The sequence below is a fragment of the Bacillus sp. RSS_NA_20 genome (assembly GCF_020165915.1).
GTDB classification, from domain to species: Bacteria; Bacillota; Bacilli; order Bacillales; family Bacillaceae; genus Bacillus; species Bacillus altitudinis.
Map to the genome: position 1 here is coordinate 804,741 of NZ_JAIUKW010000003.1, position 22,401 is coordinate 827,141.

General features: G+C 43.0%; 21 protein-coding genes. 4 read left to right on the forward strand and 17 right to left on the reverse strand.

The features are described from left to right. Window positions 1–90: 90 nt before the first annotated feature. Window positions 91–894, reverse strand: coding sequence for a nucleotidyltransferase domain-containing protein (locus LCD32_RS04105; RefSeq protein WP_224562856.1), 804 nt, complete (start codon window positions 892–894; stop codon window positions 91–93). 60 nt (window positions 895–954) lie between these two features. Between LCD32_RS04105 and LCD32_RS04110 the strand changes: the two genes are divergently transcribed. Beyond that, complete coding sequence (locus tag LCD32_RS04110) at window positions 955–1,269, forward strand: hypothetical protein (protein ID WP_008342068.1); 315 nt, start codon at window positions 955–957, stop codon at window positions 1,267–1,269. Window positions 1,270–1,339: 70 nt separating this feature from the next. Here the strand turns inward: LCD32_RS04110 and LCD32_RS04115 are convergent, their stop codons facing one another. Further along, window positions 1,340–2,302, reverse strand: coding sequence for an acetylxylan esterase (locus tag LCD32_RS04115; RefSeq protein ID WP_224562858.1), 963 nt, complete (start codon window positions 2,300–2,302; stop codon window positions 1,340–1,342). 210 nt (window positions 2,303–2,512) lie between these two features. Between LCD32_RS04115 and LCD32_RS04120 the strand changes: the two genes are divergently transcribed. Continuing rightward, entirely contained in the window at window positions 2,513–3,298 is a 786-nt protein-coding gene (locus LCD32_RS04120; RefSeq protein ID WP_224562860.1) for a carbon-nitrogen family hydrolase, read from the forward strand. Window positions 3,299–3,343: 45 nt separating this feature from the next. On the opposite strand, the gene LCD32_RS04125 is transcribed toward LCD32_RS04120, so the two are convergent. After that, on the reverse strand, window positions 3,344–4,249 hold the full coding sequence (locus LCD32_RS04125) for a LysR family transcriptional regulator (RefSeq protein ID WP_213407115.1): 906 nt from the start codon (window positions 4,247–4,249) through the stop codon (window positions 3,344–3,346). 118 nt (window positions 4,250–4,367) lie between these two features. Between LCD32_RS04125 and LCD32_RS04130 the strand changes: the two genes are divergently transcribed. Further along, window positions 4,368–5,141 (forward strand): class I SAM-dependent methyltransferase, encoded by a 774-nt coding sequence (locus tag LCD32_RS04130; RefSeq protein ID WP_224562862.1) that lies wholly within the window; start codon window positions 4,368–4,370, stop codon window positions 5,139–5,141. A 230-nt stretch (window positions 5,142–5,371) separates the two neighbouring features. Here LCD32_RS04130 and LCD32_RS04135 read toward each other — a convergent pair whose 3' ends face one another. The 5 genes from LCD32_RS04135 to LCD32_RS04155 all read right to left on the reverse strand — a co-directional run bounded on the left by LCD32_RS04135 (window position 5,372) and on the right by LCD32_RS04155 (window position 10,730). Continuing rightward, on the reverse strand, window positions 5,372–6,748 hold the full coding sequence (locus tag LCD32_RS04135; protein ID WP_024718969.1) for an MFS transporter: 1,377 nt from the start codon (window positions 6,746–6,748) through the stop codon (window positions 5,372–5,374). Window positions 6,749–6,868: 120 nt separating this feature from the next. Beyond that, window positions 6,869–7,876 (reverse strand): LacI family DNA-binding transcriptional regulator, encoded by a 1,008-nt coding sequence (locus tag LCD32_RS04140; protein WP_224562865.1) that lies wholly within the window; start codon window positions 7,874–7,876, stop codon window positions 6,869–6,871. Window positions 7,877–7,953: 77 nt separating this feature from the next. Then, window positions 7,954–8,901, reverse strand: a complete 948-nt coding sequence (locus LCD32_RS04145) for a dihydrodipicolinate synthase family protein (RefSeq protein ID WP_045034606.1) — start codon at window positions 8,899–8,901, stop codon at window positions 7,954–7,956. 412 nt (window positions 8,902–9,313) lie between these two features. After that, window positions 9,314–9,871, reverse strand: coding sequence for a shikimate kinase (locus LCD32_RS04150; protein WP_007498270.1), 558 nt, complete (start codon window positions 9,869–9,871; stop codon window positions 9,314–9,316). Between the two features lie 85 nt (window positions 9,872–9,956). Next, window positions 9,957–10,730, reverse strand: coding sequence for an IclR family transcriptional regulator (locus tag LCD32_RS04155; protein ID WP_017366579.1), 774 nt, complete (start codon window positions 10,728–10,730; stop codon window positions 9,957–9,959). Between the two features lie 143 nt (window positions 10,731–10,873). Between LCD32_RS04155 and LCD32_RS04160 the strand changes: the two genes are divergently transcribed. Then, window positions 10,874–12,235: a hypothetical protein gene (locus LCD32_RS04160; protein ID WP_025206714.1), complete on the forward strand. Its 1,362-nt coding sequence runs from the start codon at window positions 10,874–10,876 to the stop codon at window positions 12,233–12,235. 229 nt (window positions 12,236–12,464) lie between these two features. Here the strand turns inward: LCD32_RS04160 and LCD32_RS04165 are convergent, their stop codons facing one another. The 9 genes from LCD32_RS04165 to LCD32_RS04205 form a co-directional block, all read right to left on the reverse strand. Further along, window positions 12,465–13,775 carry an MFS transporter gene (locus tag LCD32_RS04165; RefSeq protein WP_052320677.1) on the reverse strand — a complete coding sequence of 437 codons (1,311 nt, stop codon included), beginning with the start codon at window positions 13,773–13,775 and terminating at the stop codon, window positions 12,465–12,467. A 45-nt stretch (window positions 13,776–13,820) separates the two neighbouring features. Next, window positions 13,821–15,023, reverse strand: coding sequence for a CaiB/BaiF CoA transferase family protein (locus LCD32_RS04170; protein ID WP_039963209.1), 1,203 nt, complete (start codon window positions 15,021–15,023; stop codon window positions 13,821–13,823). 86 nt (window positions 15,024–15,109) lie between these two features. Further along, window positions 15,110–15,490, reverse strand: coding sequence for a cupin domain-containing protein (locus LCD32_RS04175; RefSeq protein WP_008342095.1), 381 nt, complete (start codon window positions 15,488–15,490; stop codon window positions 15,110–15,112). 23 nt (window positions 15,491–15,513) lie between these two features. Next, a complete protein-coding gene (locus LCD32_RS04180; RefSeq protein WP_060780740.1) occupies window positions 15,514–17,274 on the reverse strand; it encodes a thiamine pyrophosphate-binding protein in 1,761 nt (586 codons plus the stop codon). Window positions 17,275–17,312: 38 nt separating this feature from the next. Then, complete coding sequence (gene aroD / locus LCD32_RS04185) at window positions 17,313–18,086, reverse strand: type I 3-dehydroquinate dehydratase (RefSeq protein WP_060780739.1); 774 nt, start codon at window positions 18,084–18,086, stop codon at window positions 17,313–17,315. 9 nt (window positions 18,087–18,095) lie between these two features. Next, window positions 18,096–19,529: an aldehyde dehydrogenase family protein gene (locus LCD32_RS04190; protein WP_060780738.1), complete on the reverse strand. Its 1,434-nt coding sequence runs from the start codon at window positions 19,527–19,529 to the stop codon at window positions 18,096–18,098. Further along, complete coding sequence (locus LCD32_RS04195) at window positions 19,526–20,383, reverse strand: citryl-CoA lyase (protein WP_082181627.1); 858 nt, start codon at window positions 20,381–20,383, stop codon at window positions 19,526–19,528. The genes LCD32_RS04190 and LCD32_RS04195 overlap by 4 nt, the downstream gene beginning before the upstream one ends. Window positions 20,384–20,708: 325 nt before the next feature. Then, complete coding sequence (gene nadE, locus LCD32_RS04200) at window positions 20,709–21,530, reverse strand: ammonia-dependent NAD(+) synthetase (RefSeq protein WP_007498287.1); 822 nt, start codon at window positions 21,528–21,530, stop codon at window positions 20,709–20,711. Between the two features lie 195 nt (window positions 21,531–21,725). Continuing rightward, window positions 21,726–22,322, reverse strand: coding sequence for a DUF1989 domain-containing protein (locus tag LCD32_RS04205; protein ID WP_060781616.1), 597 nt, complete (start codon window positions 22,320–22,322; stop codon window positions 21,726–21,728). Window positions 22,323–22,401 lie beyond the last annotated feature (79 nt).

Below are 22,401 nucleotides of genomic sequence, written 5' to 3' on the forward strand. Positions count from 1 at the left end.
GAAGATGACAAAAATTCTGACTTTTTTTGTGGTTTTATCACAATAGGTGATAAAAAAAGAGTCTGCCGCTATTCGGCTGACTCTCCCCTCCTACGCCCACACCTCATCAAGGGTAGACTGCAAAAGCTCATTTAATTCTTGCATCAGATTGTCTTTCGGCTGATTGTAGCTTTTCACCAATTCATTAAAACGCGCCAGCTCTTGATCAATAAATGGATGGACATGAGCGAGACGGTTCTCTACATCCATTTCTTCTCCGTCCATTTTACGTTTGAGCAGTTCGTGAATTTCTGCTAACAGCGGACCTTCCTCCACTAGCTCCTTGAGTAATTCATGAAAGTCCATTGGTGGAACTGTTCGGTAACGTTCAATCCACTGACAGGCAAACAGCGGACGAAGCACATAGAAATACTTCTTGATTCGCACCTGCTCTCCTCGTAAATGCCGGCTTTCATTCCGCTTCGCCATATTGAGGTAATGATACATCAAAGCCGCAGGGTAAAACGCTCGATCCTTTAATTCTCTTAGCTCCTTTGCCAAAGAGAAAGATTCAGCATAGATGATATCAGAAGACAGCCATTCCATAATGGACGGATTTGATTTATTGAATAGGCGCAGTGCCTTTCTAAGCTCCCAGCCGCTGATATCAAGCATGTCATCAATCGGTCGTTCAATGACATCACGATGCTCTTCCATCGCCCAATACCATTCTTTCCGGGGAACATATAAAAAGCGAACATCATAATCACTATCGGTCGAGGGAAAACCCCATGCCCTGCTGCCCGATTCAACAGCGAGACAAATCTTGACGTCATACGTTTCTTCGATGATTTTCAGCTCTTCCTTAATTCTCTCTCTCAAGTGTCCATCAACTCTTTCTATAGAATTCTGCATGACTTCTTCACCTTTTGGGAAAATACGAATAAGACATATATGAAAAAGGAGTTGGATCTGATGTCTATATCTCGCATTATGAAATGGATCACTGGGATTTTTGAAGCTTGCCTTGCTATCCCTGTGATCGGAGGTCTATTCGTTATCAGCAATGGCTATTCACCGCTCATGGTCATGCTTATTCTGCATATTATCACACTCGTCTTATCGAAGCGAGACCAGGGACCAATGATTGGAAGTATCATTGGAATTGTCACATCCTGCCTTGCATGGATTCCGATTCTAGGATTCATCCTTCACATCATCACAGCCCTTGCCCTGATCGTTACAGCATTAGTGCCTGATGAAAAAACAAGACAGAACACCAGTTATTAAGCTGATCGCTCCAATAGCTGAAAAAGACAAAGAGCTAAAATGAATGTCATTTTAGCTCTTTGTCATGCTCTTATGTTGATAGAAGCAAATGCTTTTGTAAAAAGGACAGCTTCTCTGTTTGAAAAGCAGGAATAAACTCGTGCCCAAAATATCGGTACACTTTCAGCTCTTTATCTGTTTCTAAATGATTGTATGCCGCAAACACGGTGGATGGCGGTGTCACTTGATCAATCAGACCGATCGCCATCAATGTTGGCTGTTTCACCCATCCAGCTAAATTGATTAAATCAAAATAGCTTAATGTCTCAAATGCCTTTTCCTCCACTTTCGGATCACTGTTTCTGCGAAAGTATGAATTGATTTCTAAATAAGGCTGCTCCAAGGTAACATCAACTGCACGCTCAAAATTTGATAAGTAAGGATAGTCTGCCGCAACGACTTTTGGAATGTCTGAAAGGGCTGCGGCTGCAATCGCTAACGCACCCCCCTGACTTCCACCGATCACGCCGATACGGTGTTCATCTACTTCGGGGAAAGACTGAATGACTTCAAGTGCACGAACAGCATCTAGATAAACGCCTCGATAATAGTACGTATCCTTCGATAAAATGCCTTTTGTCATCCATCCTAATGCATGCCCGCCTGGCGTCACTGATGTGTCTTCACTGCCACCTTGACCGCGGACGAGCATACCAAATGTTGCATAGCCGTGCAGCGCCCAGTTGACGATGTCATGAATGCCGTCGTCATAGCTGGCATTATAGCCATGAAAACGAACGAGCGCTGGATGCGGACCAGTTTGATCAGGCACAGCATAAAAGCCTTCAATTTTAGAATGTCCAAAGCTTTGATACGTCAGGCGGTACACCTTGACGCCTTTCACTGGATAGTCATAAGATTCAAGTGTTGGCTCTGCCTCCACTTGGCGCAGTTCTTCGAGCGATTTCTTCCAAAAGTCTGAGAAATCAGGACGTGCTGTTTTCTTTGGTTTATATTTTTTTAGCTCTTCTAGTGATAAATCGAACAATTGCATATCATACTATTCCCCTTTGTTTTATTAGTTATGAGTATCATACCACTCATTTCTTGATTGAGAAAGTCATTTAACAAAACCTTCTGACATTTCTATTGGCAAAGATGGCGGAAAGCTTTATGATAAAGAAACTGGCTTGAAGACTAGATGCTTCAGGCAATATCACCCGAACCATTCATTGCATGAAACGAATAAAGGAGGCAGACCGACATGAACATCGCCCTGATTCAAATGGACGTACAAATAGGAGAACCTGATGTAAACTTTCAGAAAGCAGAAGCGTTTTTAGAAGAAGCCATCCGCCAACAGCCTGATTTGATTATTCTACCTGAAATGTGGAATACCGGCTATGCGTTAGAACAAGCGGATGAGCTTGCCGATGCAGATGGCGAGCGAACAAAACAACTCTTCTCTTCCTTTGCCCGCAAGCACCAAGTGTATCTCATCGCAGGCAGTGTTTTAAATAAGAGGACAGAAGATGAAAACATCACCAATACAATGTATGTCTTTAACCGCCAAGGTGAGCTTTTGTTAGATTATGATAAAATTCATTTATTCCGCTTAATGGATGAACACAACTATTTAACCGCTGGTGATCAGCTTGGTTTATTTAACTATGATGAAGATGTCAAGATTGGCACCATGATCTGCTATGACCTCCGCTTCCCTCAGCTTTCTAGGACGCTCGTGAACAAAGGGGCGAAGGTGCTTGTTAATACCGCTCAATGGCCGTCAGCAAGAGTGGACCATTGGCGAAGTCTGCTCATCGCAAGAGCCATTGAGAATCAGTCATTTGTGATTGCGGTGAACCGGACGGGCACAAGCAGAGACACTGAGTTCCCTGGTCACTCCATGGTGATTGACCCGCTCGGACGCATTCTACTTGAGACAAATGATGAAGAAGACATTTATTATGCAAACATTGATCTTCAGCTCGTAGATGAAGTGAGACAACAAATCCCCGTCATGACAGATCAGCGGCTGGATTTATATTAGAAAGCAGGGGACTCCCCTGCTTTTTGCGTTTAATTAAACGTTTGTTTAAGCTTTTCCTTGATTCTGTTGAAGGTCCATGAAGGCTTGAGCGGCTTTCGTTAAATATCTTTCTTCCACATATGCAAACACAAGTGTGCGGGTTGGGCATGAATCAATGTGTAAATAAGTGACTGCTTTGCTTTCCTCTTGTGCCACCATTTTCGGCACCACTGTCACCCCTAGCTCATTTTCAACCAATGCCTGAGCTGTTTGAATATGACTCGTTTCAAATGCAATCCTCGGCCGAAAACCATGATGACGGCACAGTTCCGTGACCACTTGCCGAAAGCCATATCCCTCTTTCAGCATAATAAATGGGGCATCTTCCAGAAGACGAAACGGGACAGACCCTTCTTGATCCGCTTGATTGATGATTTCATTCAGTTCATCTGTCAACCACGGTTGAGCCGTTTGCGGAATGGCGAGAAGAAGCGGCTCGGTCAGCATTTGTTTTGTTTTCAATGATTCATGCTCGACAGGCAGAGAAAGAATCGCCAGATCCAGTTTCCCAGCGAGTAAACGTCTTTCTAGCTCACGAGGCGATTCTTCTATCAAATGAACGTGAACGTGCGGATACGTTTGACAATAGGTTTTTAATAAACTTGGTAGGACATATCCCCCTGTGACAGCTGGCGCACCGATCATCAGTTCTTTCCCTACCTCATAAGCAGCTTCTCCCATCTCACGCAATAAATCATCTCGTTCCTTCAAAATGGTTTCTGCTCTTTTGATCAATCGGTTTCCTTGAGGTGTAGGAGTGACCTGTCCATACTTCCGAATAAACAGAGGAGTATCTAATTCCTCCTCAAGTTTTTTAATTTGCTGACTTAACGAGGGCTGTGCAATGTGAAGTTTTTCCGCTGCTTTTGTAAAGCTTTGCTGCCGGTACACTTCCATGACATATTCCATCATTCGTATATCCACTTCTCTCACCTCATAGGTTTTAACTATTCATATCATATCTTTTATGTCTTAGACAAATCACGGGAAGAACCCTACGATAAAGAAACAACAAAAAGGGGGTAAAGGAATGAATCCATATTCAAAAGCCGAGAAACAATTCTCACAAAATGCAGAGAACTACCGAGATTCACCCATCTTTTCAGCTGGAAAAGAACTTGAATGGATGAAAACGGCGGCGAAGGCAAAGGGCGATGAGCATCTACTTGATATCGGCTGCGCGGCAGGTCATACCGTTTTTTCCTTTTCAGACGTCATCTCTAAAGGAATCGGGATTGATGTCACACCCAAAATGATCGAGGTTGCTACAGCACTTGCGGATGAGCGCCAGCTGAACCACATTACGTTTGAGCAGGCATCCGCAGACGCATTGCCCTTTTCTGATGCATCATTTGATCTCGTCACATGCCGATTTGCTGCTCATCACTTCCCACATCTCCCGGCAGCCATGTCTGAAATCAGCCGAGCCTTAAAGAAAGGCGGCAAATTTCTACTTGTCGATCATTATGCACCTGAAAACCAAGCACAGGATGACTTTATTAATCATTTAAATAGACTGAGAGATCCCTCCCATGTGCGAGAAAGCTCGTTATCAGAATGGAAAGAGCTTTTCGCTGACAACCATCTGACGAAAGAAGATATCCGTTACTGGGATCTGCATATTGATTATCAGGACTGGATCATACGAGGACGTACACCAGAAAATGTTCAAAAGGAAATCGTTGCCCACCTTCATGCTGCAGACGATGAAACGAAACAGCTGTTTCAACTGCAATTCGACGAACATCGTCAGCCAACATCCTTTTGCCTAAAAGCCGCACTGCTTCAAGGGATCAAACATTAAACTGATCGAAAAAGTCTACCCTAGCCGGTAGACTTTTATATTATGAATATACATTTCCACTATCTGATAGATATTACTTTTCATGTTCGTGACAAGGAGTGTTGCATGATGTTTCTATTATAAGATAATTGAACTGAGGTAGGTTAGGCTTTTTCAAAAGTGTACGTAAATCCTCTGAATAAAAAAAGAACCTACCCTCTTTAGAATAAGTTCTTCACTGCATGCATCACTTACGGTGCAATATCTTCTAATACTTTCTCTCGCGTTTCGATCATTTTAAAAGCAAGAATTGCTCCCACTACAGTCACACTTGCAAAAAGAATAAAAATAGTTGAAACACCGCTCACCTCTAAAATAAAACCTATCATAATAGGAGCGATCGCTGAGGCCAGCCTAAGCCACGCTGTAGCAAATGCCGTACCAATTACCCTCATACGGGTTGGATAGATTTCAGGTGTATATAAATAGAGAAGAACTGTAATTGTCCCCATCATTCCGTAGGCAGCGGACCCTAAATAAATAACGCTTTCTGGAGAATTTGCTCCGCTGATCCATAAAGCCGTTAATAAAGCACCTGTTACGATAAATGCAATGGTTGCCCAGCGCTTCCGTCCTACTTTATCGATTAAAAATGCACAAGCGAATACCCCTATGGTCTGTAAAATATTTGTGAGAGAGGCTGCCCTTAATGAATCTCCAACTGGCAAATTGTAAACCGTATTATAAAGACTCGGTAACCAATTATTTAATCCATTCGATACAAAGTAGGCAGAAAACCATAGTCCCCATACGATCAATGTTCTTTTACGATAAAAAGTAGAAAAGAGCTCTTTCCAGTCGCCTTTTTCAGTGCTGCTGGACACTTGCTTTGCAACAGGCATTCGTTTGTCCGTACTAGCTTCAATCTCTTCAATGATTCTTTCGGCTTCATCTAACCTGCCTTTTGAAATAAGCCATCTTGGAGATTCACGCAACATGAAAAAGAAGACAAAGACGATTAAACCGCCAATTCCACCAATCAAGAACATCCATTTCCACCCAAAGCTAGGTACAACAAATGCGCCAATTTGAGCTGAGATCATTAATCCTAATGGAAAAATCATCTCATAGAGCATAAAAAATCTCCCTCTGCCTTGGGCCCGGGACAACTCATTGATATATGAGGCCGCTACTGGCACTTCTCCTCCTACTCCAATCCCCTGTATAAAACGAAAAATAAAAAGGGCCATAAAGTTACCTGAAAATACACATGCGATACTCATAATAGACATGAGAAACACAGTCCACTTTGCACTAAATACACGGCCACGTCTTTCTGCTAACCACCCAAAGAAAATAGCACCAATTGCTTGTCCGATATAACCAGACCCAATAAGAAGACCAATTTGAGCAGGTGATAAATTCCACATGCCGATGAGAACTGGGAGAACAAACGCTAAAGATAGTGCATCAAAAGCATCAAAAAAGGTAGCAGATCCCATAATGATACGAGGTTTTAAATGCCATCTCGAAAAAGGTACACTTTCCATCCTAGTCAATAGTTGTGAAGCTCTATCAACAACTTGCTCATCATGAGAATTTGAATTTCCGCTGAGTTCTAACGTCATGATATCTCCTCCTTAATAGAGGAAATGATGCAAAAGTACATGCTGATGAGCACAAAAGAAATCGCTTACATTTTAAATGAAGAGACATTCTAAAGCGATCATATGAGTTTTCAGCATCTATCATTTCTTTTTTGGCGTTCCCGTGGTGCCACGATCTACATAGTACATCGGGAAGATATGTTCCATCTTCTCTAACTGTTCTCCTTCTACTAACTGCGTTAGTAAAGAAACCGCTTTTCTTCCCATTCCAACTAAATCAACATGAACAGAAGATAAAGAAGGGGTTAGAAAACTTGCAATGGGCACATCATCAGCACCAACGACAGACAAATCATGAGGTATTGACACATTTGCGATATCTGCCGCTTTCATGACCCCTATCGCCAAAAAATCTGAAGAGCAAACAACTCCAGTCATGTGCTGGTTTCCTTGGAGAAATTGAGAAACCACTTCTACTACTTTTCCCCCATCAAATTCATCTAACTCAAACACAAGCTCTTTGTTCATTGTTAATCCTAAACTTTTCAGTGTACGCTCATACCCCTTGTAATACCTCACACTATGCATCGAACTCATTGGACCATTGACCAGTCCAATGGTTCGATGACCTTTATCAAATAAGGACGTGACAGATTGGCACACACCTTCCTCATCATCTGGCCTGACACATGGAAATGGAGAATCCTCTAAGTAACTTCCGACAACGATAATGGGAATAGCTAAACTTTTTAACCAATCCATGCTCAATTCTTCATTTCTTGGAGAAAATAAAATGGCACCATCTACAGCCTGCGTTTCAAGTAATCGCTGCTGCTGTACAGATGTAAATGACATCAACATATTGAATTCAGTCTCATCTAATTCCTTCGCTATCCCATCTAAAATCGTCGAAAAAAATGGATTATTCAAAATATATGAACCACGAGGAACCACGACAGCAATATTGCCAGTCTTTCTTTTAACGAGCCCTCTAGCTCCTAAATTAGGACGATAGCCTAATTCATCAATCACTTGTTTAATTCTTTCAGCCGTTTGAGCACCTACTCCTGGTTTGCCACTTAATACTCGGGAAACAGAGGCGATAGATACTCCAGCTTTCAATGCGACATCTTTAATACTTACTGACACATTTCATACCTCCGGGAGTCTGTTGTTTTATACTCTATTATAACCTGACTCACCTTCATCATGAAATCAATGGTCTGTTATTTACTAACGTTTTCCTTAAGTAAACCAACACTTTGAAGGCCCTGACGAATCTCTTCTTTTTCCTTTTGAGTTAAAGGTAATACTGGCTTCCTCGCAAGCGAACTGCTGATCAAACCTCGCTGGAACATCGCTTCCTTCATTCGCAGATGAGAGGTAGAGGAAGGTTCATCCATTTTATACACAGCATGCTTTAATTCAAAGATTCTATCGTACACTTTATTAGCCGCTACAAGGTCTTGTTCTTCCACACATTTCACAAGTTCAGCGATCAAATCTGGCACGAAACAGCCGAAGCCTACAAGCGCCCCATCAATTCCTTGAACTAATGTTGGCAATAAATATTCATCGTGACATGTGAGCAACGATACATCTGGTGCATGCTTTTTCAGTGCGCGCACATCGACTTCATATTGCGCCATGTCTCTTTGACCGATTTTAAATGAGACAACGTTTGGAATCTCCGACATTTCTAATAATTGACTGGTTGTATAAGAGGTTTTTGTCCATGTTGGATATTGATGGACGATGATTGAAATATCAATTGCTTCTGCAACATCTTGAAAGAATTGGACAGGTGACTCAGGCTGCATACCGAATCTCAGCCATGAATGTGGCGGCATAAGAAGAATACCTTCTCCGCCAGCTTCCTCCACTGCTTTTGCATGCTGGATCGCTTCAATTGTCCCTTCAGCAGAAACCCCAGAAATGACAGGAATTTCTCCCTTTAATTCGTCGGCTGCAATACGCACAGCTTCAGCTCGTTCATGTGGCAGCAAAGTCATAATCTCGCCAGTATGTCCATTGACAACGATCCCATTAATCCCTTCGTGCTCCGCCACCCAGCGAACAAGCTTACGAAAAGCAGGTTCATCAATTGAATAGTCATCTTTAAAAGGAATTAAGACTGCCGGGAATACACCGCTCCATTTTTCTTTATTTTTCATCAACAAATTCCTCCCCATCCGTTATAGTAAACGTTTACGGTAAGCGTTTACGTTAATAATCATAGAATGATCTAACCGAAGGTGTCAACAATATTTTTAAAAATTATAATAATTCAAAAAACTATTATTAGAATTTAGATACTATTTTATTTTTTCAAAAAAAGAAAATGAGAGATATATTTCGTTTCCCACATCAATCAAAAAACCTCATCATCTTGACCTAGTTGTAGTCTGATCACCACTTTTTTCAAATGGCTAGACACACCACAAAAAGGATGCATACATTTTGATATAATGACGAAGGAAAAAACATCTTTTCTTCTTTTTTTCATCCATCATCCAACTTAGACTGTGATTTCTTTGACTACTCCTGATCTAATAGAAAAAGTCTACCCCCTTAGGATAGACTTTTTTATTTCGAATATAGATCCCAGCCAAGCTTGAGTGTGTCGACAATATAATTGGCGACTTCTTCAGCTTCTAGATGATCTGTTTCCACTCTTGAGTTATGAAGGGAATAAATTTCCCGGCGCTCTTCAAACAGTTCTTTCATCTCGTCAAGCGTGCGGTTATGAAGAACAGGACGGTTTTCAATTAAAATATCCAGCCGTTGTTTCCAATTCTCCCAAGATAGGTCAAGGAAAAGAACCGTACAATGCTTTAAGCAAGATCGTTTGATTTCTTCCTGTTTAAACGCACCGCCTCCAAGAGACACGATCTTTAGCTGAGTATGTTCACATAAATCGACGATATAGTCCTTTTCAGCCTGCCTGAAGAACGCTTCTCCTTTTTGCTGAAACATTTCTGGAATCGTCATGTTGTACTTTTTCTCAATCTCCTGATCAACATCAATAAAATCTCTATATAACTTTTTGGCAACCAGCTGCCCAATGGTTGTTTTCCCAACGCCCATAAAGCCAATGAGGACAATATTTCGCTGTCTCACAGGAATCTCTCTATTGTTTTTCATGTTCGTGACACGTCCTCCTTACGACAAGGAATGCTACATAATGTTTCTATTATATGATAAATGGGCTGAGAAAAGATAGGCATTCTTAAAAATTGTGTTTGACGACGTAACCGAGCTGTTCGGAGAGCTTCTCGGCATGCTCTTTCACTTTTTGCTGCAGCTGAGGGATGACATCTTCAGTAAATCGTTGGGTCGGTCCAGATATGGATAAACATGCCTGCACCTCCCCATGAATGTTAAAGATCGGTGCCGCCACTGCCGCCGATCCGACTTCCCGTTCATCAATACTGCAAGCGGTATGCGTTTCAAGAATATGCCGACATTCTTTTTGCCATTCCTCCATCGTCATGTGATCAGCCTCAGATGCAAAAACTTGCTGTTGAAACTCTTCGCTTTGGAAAGCAAGCAGCACCTTTCCACCAGCACCAGCGTATAACGGCAGCTTCTCACCGATTTTCACAAGATGCCGAATCGATTGCAGCCCTTCGGCTTGTTCAATACATACCCTGCTTTTGTGATCGAGCACATACAGGTTGACGGTTTCCTTTGTTTCATCACGAAGTGTGTACATGAGCGGTTTTGCCAGTTCCCTCAATTTGATGGACTTCCCAGCAATATAACCGAGAAGATAAAGTCTTTGACCGAGCCGGTACTTCATTGTCTCTTGGTTCTTTTCCACAAAATGATTCATTTCAAGTGCCTTGAGCAGTCTTGTTGTGGTAGACATTGCTAAATTCATCTCTTTTGAAATGTCCGTTAGCGTCAGCTCTTGACGTTCTTCGCTAAAGCAAGAAAGAATATCCAAAGCGCGCTGAACGGTACGCAATCCTGATTCTTCTTTTGACTTCTTATCAGCCATGTTCACTTTCTCCTTTTCCTCTTTGATTTCTTATCGACATGATTGACCAATTTTGCTATAATCCATTTTAAATGTTCCATTAAAAGAAAACAAATTCCACTGTACGGAATAAAACCGATAGATGTTTTGATGGAGGAGATATCATGATCTACCTACTACTTTTCACACTTCTTATTAGCTTATACATCGTTCATCAACTATTCCCTGCTCCCATTCTCTCCTATTTGGTTGGTCTGCTGGCGGCTGCTTCGCTCACCATTTCCTTTAAGAAGGCAAGTGGGCTTTATTTGAAAACGGGTGCTATGTTTCTCTTGATTGGATTGGTGTTATTTTTCTGGTCAGAACAGCCTTTGCATACGCTTTTTCTTCATTTTCATTCCATGCTAGGCTTGCTTTCTTTATTTTTCATGTTGCCATTTATTCATTCTCTCATACATGTTGGACATTTCGATACTCAATTAAATAAACTGCTTACCTTACATACAACGAGTACAAATCAGCTTTATCGCAAGAGTTCATTTGTCACTCATGTTCTTGGCATGTTTTTAAATATCGCAACGATTCCCTTATTATATACATCCTTGAAACCGTCGCTGAACGCCCTTCAGGAACAAGTCAAACAGCACCTTTATACGCGCAATCTTTTAAGGTCATATGCGCTATGTCTTAGCTGGAGTCCTGTCGAAGTACTGGTGAGTGTCACCATTGATGCAACCAAATTGAAATATTATCAGATTGCACCCGTTACGTTTTGTTTAATGGTGCTTGTGCTGTTGACGGATTGGTTGCTGTTTTCTCGTCAAAGCAAACGATTGCCGCATATCATCCAGCCGGCGGAAGCTCACTCCAACCCTCATCGCATCAAGAGAAAAACCCTTCAGCTTGCTTTCATGCTGCTCAGTTTTATGACTGTCGTTTCGCTTGTTGACGCCTGGATTGGAAAAGGTTATCTGTTCGCTGTTGTGCTGACGATTATTCCTTTCGCTCTATTATTCTCGTCTATCATCAAAAAACGAAAACAATATGTAGCCGTCTCTATTCCCCATTGGAAAGAACGAACCCGTCAGCTCTCCAATTATATGTGTCTATTTTTAAGCGCGGGCTTCTTTGTCGATATGCTGCTTGTCACAAACAGCCTGCAGCCGATTCAAGCATTTATCGTCAGTATATCAGATCATGCCATTTGGGTTTATGGGGTCATCGGGCTGTATTTTCTCATCACCGCTCTTTGCGGTTTTCATCCGCTTGTTTCGCTTGCTCTCTTAGTGAGCTTGATGGCACCTGTCATTCATGAATTGCCTGCCCTTCCCATCGCAATCATGCTCATTATCGCTGGAACCTCAACGGTCATGTTTAGCCCATATAATGTATCTGTCTCCCTATTAGCCGATTTGATGAAGGTCAATCCTTACCGAATCACTCGATGGAATATCTGGTTTGCTGGTTTTTATATCAGCATGGGGATCGCATGTGCAACGATCATCACCGTCATCTTTTATTCATAGAAAAAGAGAACCCAATGAGTTCTCTTTTAAGATTGTTGACAAAGGGCTAAAATGAACTTGATTTTAGCCCTTTGTCTTTTTTTCAGTGTGATAGAAAACCTTTACAGTCTAGGAAGGACGAGTACCGGCGCGGAGCGAATTTGACATTCGTGAGCACCAGCGCGCAGGACTGACACCGAATGCGAGGGTTTGTCTACACGCTGAAAGAGAACCCAATGAGTTCTCTCTATTATTTTAATTGAATCCGTTCAATCTTACCCACAATAAAGATATACGACAACGCTCCGCCTAATGCCACTAGGCTGACGAATAAAATACCGCCGTTGTAAGAGCCTGTCGCCGATACAATGAATCCGATGATCAGCGGGGTGATGATGCCGGATAAGTTAGCAAAAAAGTTGAATACGCCGCCAGCCAGACCGACCATTTCTCGTGGTGCCACCTCAGACAGCATGGTCCAGGAGATATTAGACAGTCCTTGTGCAAAGGAAGCGATGGATAAAATGGTCAGCACAAGCGGGATATTCGTTGTAAAATTCGCTAAAACAATGGTACTTGTCAGAAGCAAGCCGACCACAACCGGTAGCTTTCTCGCTATATTGACCGATACACCCTTTTTAAGCAGCCAGTCAGACACATATCCTCCAAACAGTACCCCAAAGAATGCAGCAATGTATGGCAGAGATGCCGCAAAACCCACTTTGAGAAAGGCCATATTTTTCGCCTCTGCTAAATAGGTCGGAAACCATGTTAAAAAGAAAAAGAGGGTAGACGCAACAGAAAATTGACCAATATAGAGTCCAATCAATTTACGATATTTCAAAAGTGCGGCAAAGTCTGCCCATTTCAGTTTCTCCTGTGATGCCACTGTCAGCCCTTCGCCTTGACGGATCAATTCTAACTCATCTTCATTGATCTTCGGATGCTCTTTCGGTTCGTGATAATACTTGTACCAAAAGAAAGCAAATATAATACCGAGCGCACCAGCAGTGATAAAGACGGTTCTCCAATCGAAAGTTGTCATGATCCAAAAAAGAAGAGGTGTCGCAAATGCAAGCCCCACATACTCTCCAGCGGTATAAACCCCTGTTGCAAATGCGCGTTCACGCCTTGGAAACCATGTGGTCACAATGCGATTATTCGCAGGAAATGCAGGAGATTCTGTAATTCCGATAAACAAACGGCAGCCAAATAAGAAGGCAAAGCTGTTCGCAAACGCCTGTAAACCGGTGAAAATAGACCAAGTCACAAGTGATATTCCATACGTTACCTTTGATCCAAACTTATCAAGAATAAAGCCGCCAGGGATCTGCATGGCTGTATAGGTCCAGCTAAATGCTGAAAAGATGAGGCCTAATAAGGCAGGGTTTAATTGCAATGAAGACTGAATCGCAGGTGCAACAATGGATACACTGGCTCGATCAATATAGTTAATAGCGGTAATAAAAAACAACAGAATCAAGATGCCGAAACGAGCTTTTGTTGGTTTCGCATAAGCAGGCCGCAAGTCGTTCCCCTTCAGTTCTGAATGCACTTTCATAACCATCCTCCTTTGTTTCCGCAGCGTGCGGATCGGTTGAGTGTCTTAAATGACCCCTTTTTCTTCTAACTGTTTACACTCTTCTTCTGTGAAGCCAAGCATTTTCGTTAAAATTTCATAATTATGTTCACCTAAATCAGGCGCAATATGGCGGATACTACCGGGGGTTTTTTCAAACTTCGGAATGATCCCAGGCACCTTCACTTTTCCAAGACGCGGATGATGCACCTCGACAATATTTTCTCGTGCTTTAAATTGCGGATGCTCAAAGATATCCCGAATGCTTAGAATCGGACTCACAGGCACACCATGTGTATCTAGAATGTCTAAGACGTCATCTCTTGTTTTGGACGCAATCCACTGCGAGACGATCGCATCCATTTCATCGTTATGCTTCAGCCTGGCTGCATTCACAGAGAATTTCTCGTTCTCAAGTAAATCTAAGCGATTCATCGCCTCTGCCAATCGATTAAAGGTCGAATCTGTACTTGTCACAAGAACCAAATAATGCCCATCCTTTGTCTCATAGGTGCCGGCAGGGCTTGAATGACCGCTTAACCCTGGTGAACGCTCACGCACCTTCCCTAGCTTGTCATATTCAGCAACCAAAAATTCTAACATGCGGAACACAGATTCATAGAGAGCCAAATCCACCATTTGCCCTGTTCCTTCTGGATGTGTGTCACGGTAATACATCGCTGTCACAGTGGCAAACGCCACATAGATTCCTGCGATATAATCCGTAAGGGAAAAGGAAGGGCTGACTGGATGCCGATCTGGAAACCCTTGAATATATGTAAAGCCGCTAAACGCCGTCGCAGGTGTACCAAATCCCGCCTTGTCCTTAAACGGACCGGTTTGCCCATAACCCGAAACACGAATCATAATTAAACGAGGGTTGATTTCTTTTAATACATCGTACCCAACGTCCCATTTTTCAAGTGTTCCTGGACGAAAATTTTCAATGATCACATCAACCTGCGCTGCCAGCTTTTTAAAAATGTCTTTTGCTTCTTCTTTGTGCAAATCGAGTGTAAGAGATTTCTTATTCCTTGAGAGCCCTGACCATCTCAAAGGTTCACCATCTGCAAAAGGACCAACATGCCGCAGTGTATCCCCTTTTCCAGGAATCTCGACTTTAATGACCTCTGCACCGAAATCCCCTAGAAGCACCGCGCCGTATGGTGCAGCAATCATTGTAGAAACATCTAATATTTTGATTCCTTCAAGCGGTGTATTCTTATTCATTGCTTGACTCCCTTTCGTTCAATTGATAAAGGGCTAAAATGCTTTCTATTTTAGCCCCTTTTCTTCTTTCTCTCGTGCAAGGTTTTTTAGTCCTTCGGAAGCTGCCCTTGCGGTGTATAGAGCCAAATCAGCCATAAAGGTTCGTCCCCTGTGTTCACATGCTGATGTGAGACACCATCTGGAATAAACATAAAGTCATTTTGTTTAAATGATTGTCTTTCTCCATCGCAAATGACTTCGCCAGACCCTTTAATCACATAATCAAATTCCTCTGAACCCGGGTGATTGTGTACCGAGCTTGCTTCGCCCGGCTCAAAAATAGTGAGACCTGCCATCATATGCTCTGACCCTACGGTATCTGGTGTGATCGTTTGAAACACTTTCCGAATCATTTTCTCTTCTGGATGATCTAAACCTAACCATAATGGATGACCGTCTTGAAATGGATTTAATACTTTAATTTTCATTGTTGATTCCTCCCTAGTCATGTTTAGTTCACACTGACATGTGAACGTTTTGTATTTGGTGAATAAATATCATTAATGTTCCAATGTCCATCAGTAGGCACAGGATCATTTTTCATCGCTACATCAATGACACATGGCTCCTGAGAAGCGATTGCTTCAGCCAAAGCTTCTTTGAATTCAGAAGCAGCCGTAATTTTGATCCCCTTCATCCCATAACCTCTTGCAATGGCTGCAAAATCAGGCGAATAGCTTTCTCCATCTTTTCTAAAAACAGTGCCGTAAGTCGTTTCATAGTGTGCCATTTGCAAGCCGGCGATCGTCCCAAACGCACTATTGTTCATCACAATCCACACGACAGGAATGTTTTCTTCCATGGCTGTTGCGAGAACAGATGGATTTTGACCGAAACCGCCGTCCCCAACAAGTGATACAACGACACGGTCAGGTTGGGCAATCTTTGCTCCAAGTGCAGCAGGAGCGCCAAATCCCATCGTCGCAAAACCACCTGGGGTTAAAATAGTGCCTGGCGTGTATACAGGAAATTGCTGTCCGACCCCATTTTTATTCCAGCCAACATCGGTTGTAATGAAAGCATCCGGCGGCAATACTTCCCGCACTTCCTGCAAAATACGCTGTGGTTTCATTGGGAAAGACTCGTCTTGAATATTCGTCAAATTGCTCTTCTGAAATTCCTCACGATATGCCGCAATGTCCTTTTTCAATTCAGGGCGATCCAGACCTTCTGGCAGCCTTTCTTTCGCCACACGATTGAGTACGGTCAGGGCCTGCTTGAGATCTGCTACTGCTCCAATTTCCACAGGATAATTTCGGCCAATTTCATTCGGATCAATGTCAATATGGATGAGCTTGGTTGATTGGAAATTGAACGTATACTCCGATTCCCACGAACTCGCATCTGCTTCAGCAAAACGGGTGCCTAAAGCCAATATATAGTCCGCTGCTTTACACTGATCATTGATAAATTTCGTCCCCCAAAACCCTGTCATGCCAAGGGTCATTGGATGATCATCTGGCATCGCCCCTTTCCCCATCAAAGAATGGGCAACAGGGATACTCAAATGGTCAGAAAATGCCTTTAACTCTTCTGCGGCATCGGCTAGTAAAATGCCTCCCCCTACATATAAAAGCGGTTTGTCTGCCTGCAGCAATCGATCTATTATCCGATTCGCTGTTTGATCATCAATAGATGGTTTTTCAACGGTGTGTGTATGATGAGCGATTTGTTCAAATAACGACACATCTAAGTCTTTTGAGAACACATCCATCGGAACTGAAATCAGGACTGGCCCAGGGCGGCCGCTTTCAGCTAACTGAAACGCTTTTGATAAAATTTCTGGAAATAATTCTGGAATGTCGACTCGCCATGCTCTTTTCACAAACGGGCGATAAATTTCGTATTGAGAAGCATCGGAATGAAGATTGATTTCTTGGTGTGGGTGCTTTCCGTAGTAATGACTTGGAACATCTCCTGCAATGACAACCATTGGAATGGAATCGAGTGCGGCATTCGCTACGCCTGTTGCCGCATTGGTGAGTCCAGGACCTAAATGACTGAGCACAACAGCCGTCTGTTTTTTCGCTCGTGCATAACCGTCTGCTGCATGCGCAGCTATCTGTTCATGTCTGACATTCACAAATTGAATACGGCTTTTTTCTAGCGCTGATAAAAAAGCAATATTCGTATGACCGCACAGACCGAAGATATGCTCAACTCCTCGATTTTCTAAATACTGAATGACCTGTGTAGATATATTCTTCTTCATGTTTCTCTCCTCTCACGGTGCAGCTATGAATCTGCTACTCACTGATTCTTTGAAAACACAATCGATAGAACGGCATTCAAATCCTGTATCGCAACTTGTCCAGGTGCTGAGCTTTCTTTCCCTACAGCAAAGGTCATGACAGACCCAAAGAGTCCACCTACCATTCTTGTGAAGGCACCATATTCCCCCATCGCCATCGAAATAACGGGGATGGACAGATGCTTTTTCGCCTTGCCTGTCGCAGAAAGTAGTGTCAGTGCATCCTCATAGGAATGCGGCATGACGGCGATCTTTGCGATGTCGGCACCGACCGATTCTGCATTGGTGAATAGCTCCACAAGCCGATCCGCCGCAGGGGTACGATGGAAATCGTGGTACGACACAATCAAGATGACCCCGTTTCTCTTAGCCGCCTGACTGACTTGCTGGATATGCGAGACATCATGCATTAATTCAAAATCAATGGCAGCCACAAGCTGAGTGGCACAAAGCTCGACAAGCAGGGAAACCTTTTCATCCTCTGAGAGTGAGATGCGTTCGCCGCCCTCTTTTTCAGAACGAATAGTGAATAAAAATGGGATGCTACCTGCCTTTTCGATCATCCCTTTTAGGGTGTCGATGACTTGTTCCTTGTCATTGAGGTGATTGAAAAAATCCGCTCGCCACTCTATCACATCAGGCTTCTTCTCAGCTAACACCTCAACTTCAAGAAACAATTCTTCCTTTGTTTGTCCAATGAGCGGCGTACAAATCATCGGCTGACCGCCTGTCTGCGCACTTTTCACCTTTTGCTGAAAGACATTCACATCCATCTGCCCCCTTTATAGACCATTTGGCAGCACAACCATTTTGGTTTCGGTCATCTCTTCGATGGCGAAACGCGGGCCTTCCCTTCCAATACCGCTTCGTTTAATCCCGCCATATGGCCAGTGATCTAGTCTGAAATTCGATGTCCCATTGATGACTACGCCGCCAGTTTCAAGCTCTTTTGCTGCGTGTAACGCAACATCTAGCTGATTCGTAAAGACACCTGCCTGCAAACCATATCGACTATCGTTTGCTTCTTTGATTGCCTCATCCAGCTCCTCATATGGGAGAATGCTGACAACTGGACCGAACACTTCTTCACAGACGACCTTGGCTTGTTTTGGCGGGTTTAGCAAAATAGCCGGTGTGATGCTTGCGCCATTTCGTTGTCCTCCAGATAGAAGCTCGGCACCCATTTTCTCTGCCTCTCGTATCCATGCCTCCACACGTTTTGCTGCCTGTACATCAACCATACAGCCGATATCACTTTCACTAGACAGCGGATCTCCAACGACGAGCTGTTCTACTTTTTGTTTAAGTGTCTCAGTAAATGTCGACAAAATTTGCTTGTGAACATAAATTCTTTGAACAGAAATACAGCTTTGACCAGAGTTGCTAAAGCCCGTTTTGGCGCAAAGAGATGCGGCTTGCTCGATATCTGCATCATGATGAACAATCGTCGCTCCATTTCCTCCGAGTTCCAGCAGTACCTTTTTTAATCCAGCAGAGTTTGAAATATGTTCTCCGCCCACCGCACCGCCAGTAAAAGAAACAAGATTGGTTCTTTCATCCGTGACTAACTGTCTGCCGGCGTCTACTCCCCCAATCACAAGCTGCAGGCTCTTTTCAGGAAACCCTGCTTCAAGCAGGAGCTTAACAAACGCTGTGGCAACAGCTGATGTTTGCGGTGCTGGTTTTAAAATAATGGCATTCCCTGCCGCAAAAGCTGGACCGATTTTGTGGCAAATTAAGTTGAGAGGCGCATTAAAAGGCGTAATCGCCAGCACAACCCCAACCGGCACTTTAAATGTCATCGCCATTGCTCTCTGTCCACGAGAAGATACATTGCCAGGAATAGTCTCACCGATTAGTCGATTGGCTTCTTCGGCTGACTGCGCCAGCGTTTCAATTGATCGTGAGACTTCATCTCTTGTATTTTTAAGCGGTTTGCCTAATTCTAAAGAAATGAGTTTTGCAAAATGCTCTTTTTGTTCTTCCAATAAGACAGCTGCCTTTGTTAGAAGCGTTGAGCGTTCTAATGCTGATATTGCCGCTAATTGTTTTTTAGCTTGCTGCGCAATAGAAAGCGCCTGTTCTATATCTTCTGAGGAGGCAAGATAGGATGTACCGATCATTTCCCCAGAGTATGGATTGATAATGTCTTCTTTGACATGGTTTGCATCCAGCCATTCGCCGTTTATATATGACAACGCTTTCAATTCACTCAAATTCTCTCACCCTCCTTCAAGTGACGCGTCCCGACCCCCGCATAACGAACAAGTCTTTCTTCATTCGGACAAGGTCCTTTCACTAGGGCACCTTTTGTCAGCTCTTCATATGCATGCGCCACGATGCCCATTCCTCTCGATAAGGAAAAGATGCCTTTTGCCGCTTCAGCTGGAATGCTTAATTCACATTGGATCGCAGCAGATACACCATCTATGTTCATCGTGATTTTTTTCCCTTTTAATTGTTCTAGTTCATGTCTAATCGCCTCAGCTAACCGTAAGTACGTTCCGCTGATATCAGCTTGCTGCACATATGTTTGACTCAGCTCATACAGCCGTCTCACTCTAGGATCATCATCATGCAGCTGATGACCGATTCCCGGAATTTTTTCCTTGCGAGCTAACCATGTCTGACATACTTGCTTTGCAGCAGACTTGATATCCTTGTGTTCATCGTAGGCTGCTTTGGCTTCGTATAACATACGCATCGCCTTTTCTCCGGCTCCGCCATGAATATCACCTAATAGATTCACCCCTGTTGCAACAGAGGAATTAAACGAAATGCCGCATGTAACCGCCATTCTTGCCGCTGCAATAGACGGTGCCCTTGGCCCATGATCCGCACCTGCGACCAGAACACTTTCAAAAAGAGCTGCCTTCGAATCATCTAGTAATTCACCAACAAGCAGTAAATAAAGCATTTGTGGATACGATAATTGACCAATAAGCTCTTCAATTGGATAGCCCCGAAGTTCAATTGAATTTTTTTGAACATGACTAATCTCAGTCTCCCACCAAGCGCCTCCTTCTTTGTATATTTCCAGTGCACTTCGATTTTTCATTGTGTGAATCATTCCTTTAGCCACTTATTTGGAGATGAACGACTCCTTTTATTCCGTCTAGTGGAATTCAATTTCACTTTTTGGAATGTGTTTTCATTGTAAGCGCATTCGTTTTTATCGTCAATCATTTTTTCTGAAAATACTGTCTTTTGAAGAGAAATTAAGTGAATCGAACTAATTATTTCACCACTTATTCTTCAATTTCATCCTTTATTTAGTCAAACAGACTTATGTAGATCGTTCTACTAATTAATGAACCATTTTCGATTCATTCTGTCAAATTCAGCTGAAATTTTACATAAAAAAGCCTCTCCATCTTCTGGAGAGGTCTCTTATTTTATTTCCACCAGTCATCAAACATGGAAGCGGGTACTTGACGTTTATGTTCTGATTGAACATAGCGTTTTTCAATCGCTTCTGCTGCTTGATCTGAAACTGGTTTTCCTTCTAAGTAATCATCAATTTCATTGTACGTAATACCAAGTTCTGTTTCATCCGTTTGCTGAGGCTTGTCATCCAGCAGATCGGCTGTCGGTTTCTTTAAGTATAATCGCTCCGGCGCCTGAAGGGTCTCAAGCAACAACCGTCCTTGGCGTTTCGTTAAACCTGTGAGCGGAAGGACATCAGCACCGCCATCACCATACTTCGTGAAAAAGCCCGTCACAGCTTCAGCTGCATGATCCGTTCCAATGACAAGTAAGCCTTCCTGTCCACCGACGGCATACTGTGCGATCATTCTCATGCGTGCTTTGACGTTCCCTTTATTAAAATCAGACAGCGCACCGCCTGTTTCCTTTTGATATTGTTCACTGAATGCCGTCACGGCAGGCGCGATATCATATTTCCAAGACTTGTCCGGCTGAATAAATGATAGAGCCAGCTGCGCATCGTCTTCATCTTGCTGCGTGCCATGCGGTAGACGGACTGCAATAAAGACAGCATCCTCTTTTCCTTCTTGACGAAGCTCACTTACAGCGAGCTGAGCGAGACGGCCGGCAAGCGTTGAATCCTGTCCGCCGCTAATACCAAGAACGAATCCTTTTGCACCGGTCTTTTTCAAGTAAGCCTTTAGAAATCCAACCCGTTTTTCAATCTCCTGCTTTGGGTCAATTGAGGGCTGCACATGCAACTCTTGGCTGATTTTTTTCTGCAAACTCATACACTTTTCCTCCTAAGCATCCTCTACATGAAGAGAACAGGTTTTACTTCCAATTCAATTGGTTTACCAACGATTTTAGCCACTTTATTATATCATGTTTTGATAAAGGATATTTTTTAGACGTTCCCCTTTTTCATAAATGATCAAACATTCACAAACGAAATAGACCAAGTCTCTTTGACTGGTCTTTCCTTTTCAATCAATCTCCACCCGGATGGATGTACAGCTTGAGCCATTGCATTTTCCAATGTCAGCAGGACATGCAGACACCGCGACGATAAGGTCCATTTCTGCACGCAGACGAATGTAATCACCAGGGAGCGATTTTGGTAGCTCGACAGACAGTTTTCCTTTCTCATCAATGACTGTATTCATAAACGCATTAAAAGGATAATACATATCCTCCTTTGGAATCCCGAATGGCTCAAAAGCCGTTCTGAGATTATCGTAGCATGTATGCATGACCTCTAGGTGCGTACGCCCATATAAGAGTTGATACATTTCTTGCCGGCACGCAGGCATATATAAATCATGACATTCGACTGTATCTTCAATGACCGTAAACATTGGTTTATATAAATTAGAATAAAGCTGATCTCCCTTTTTCACCTTGGAAGAGAACAGGCTGTCCATTGTAGCGCCTTGATCAAATTTTTCATAAAAATCCTTTTCATGATAGGCCATCACATCTGCTACTTGCTGCCCTTCGATATCAACCACTCGCATACATTGTCCTTTTCCTAACCGAAAACCAAGCCCATCCTTTGGTAAAATCACGTATTCTCCGTTCATCACATGCACTCCTTTCCATGTTGACAGTATGCCCAAAACGTCCTCTTGATCATGTATAAAAAAAAGAGGCGGTCACAAG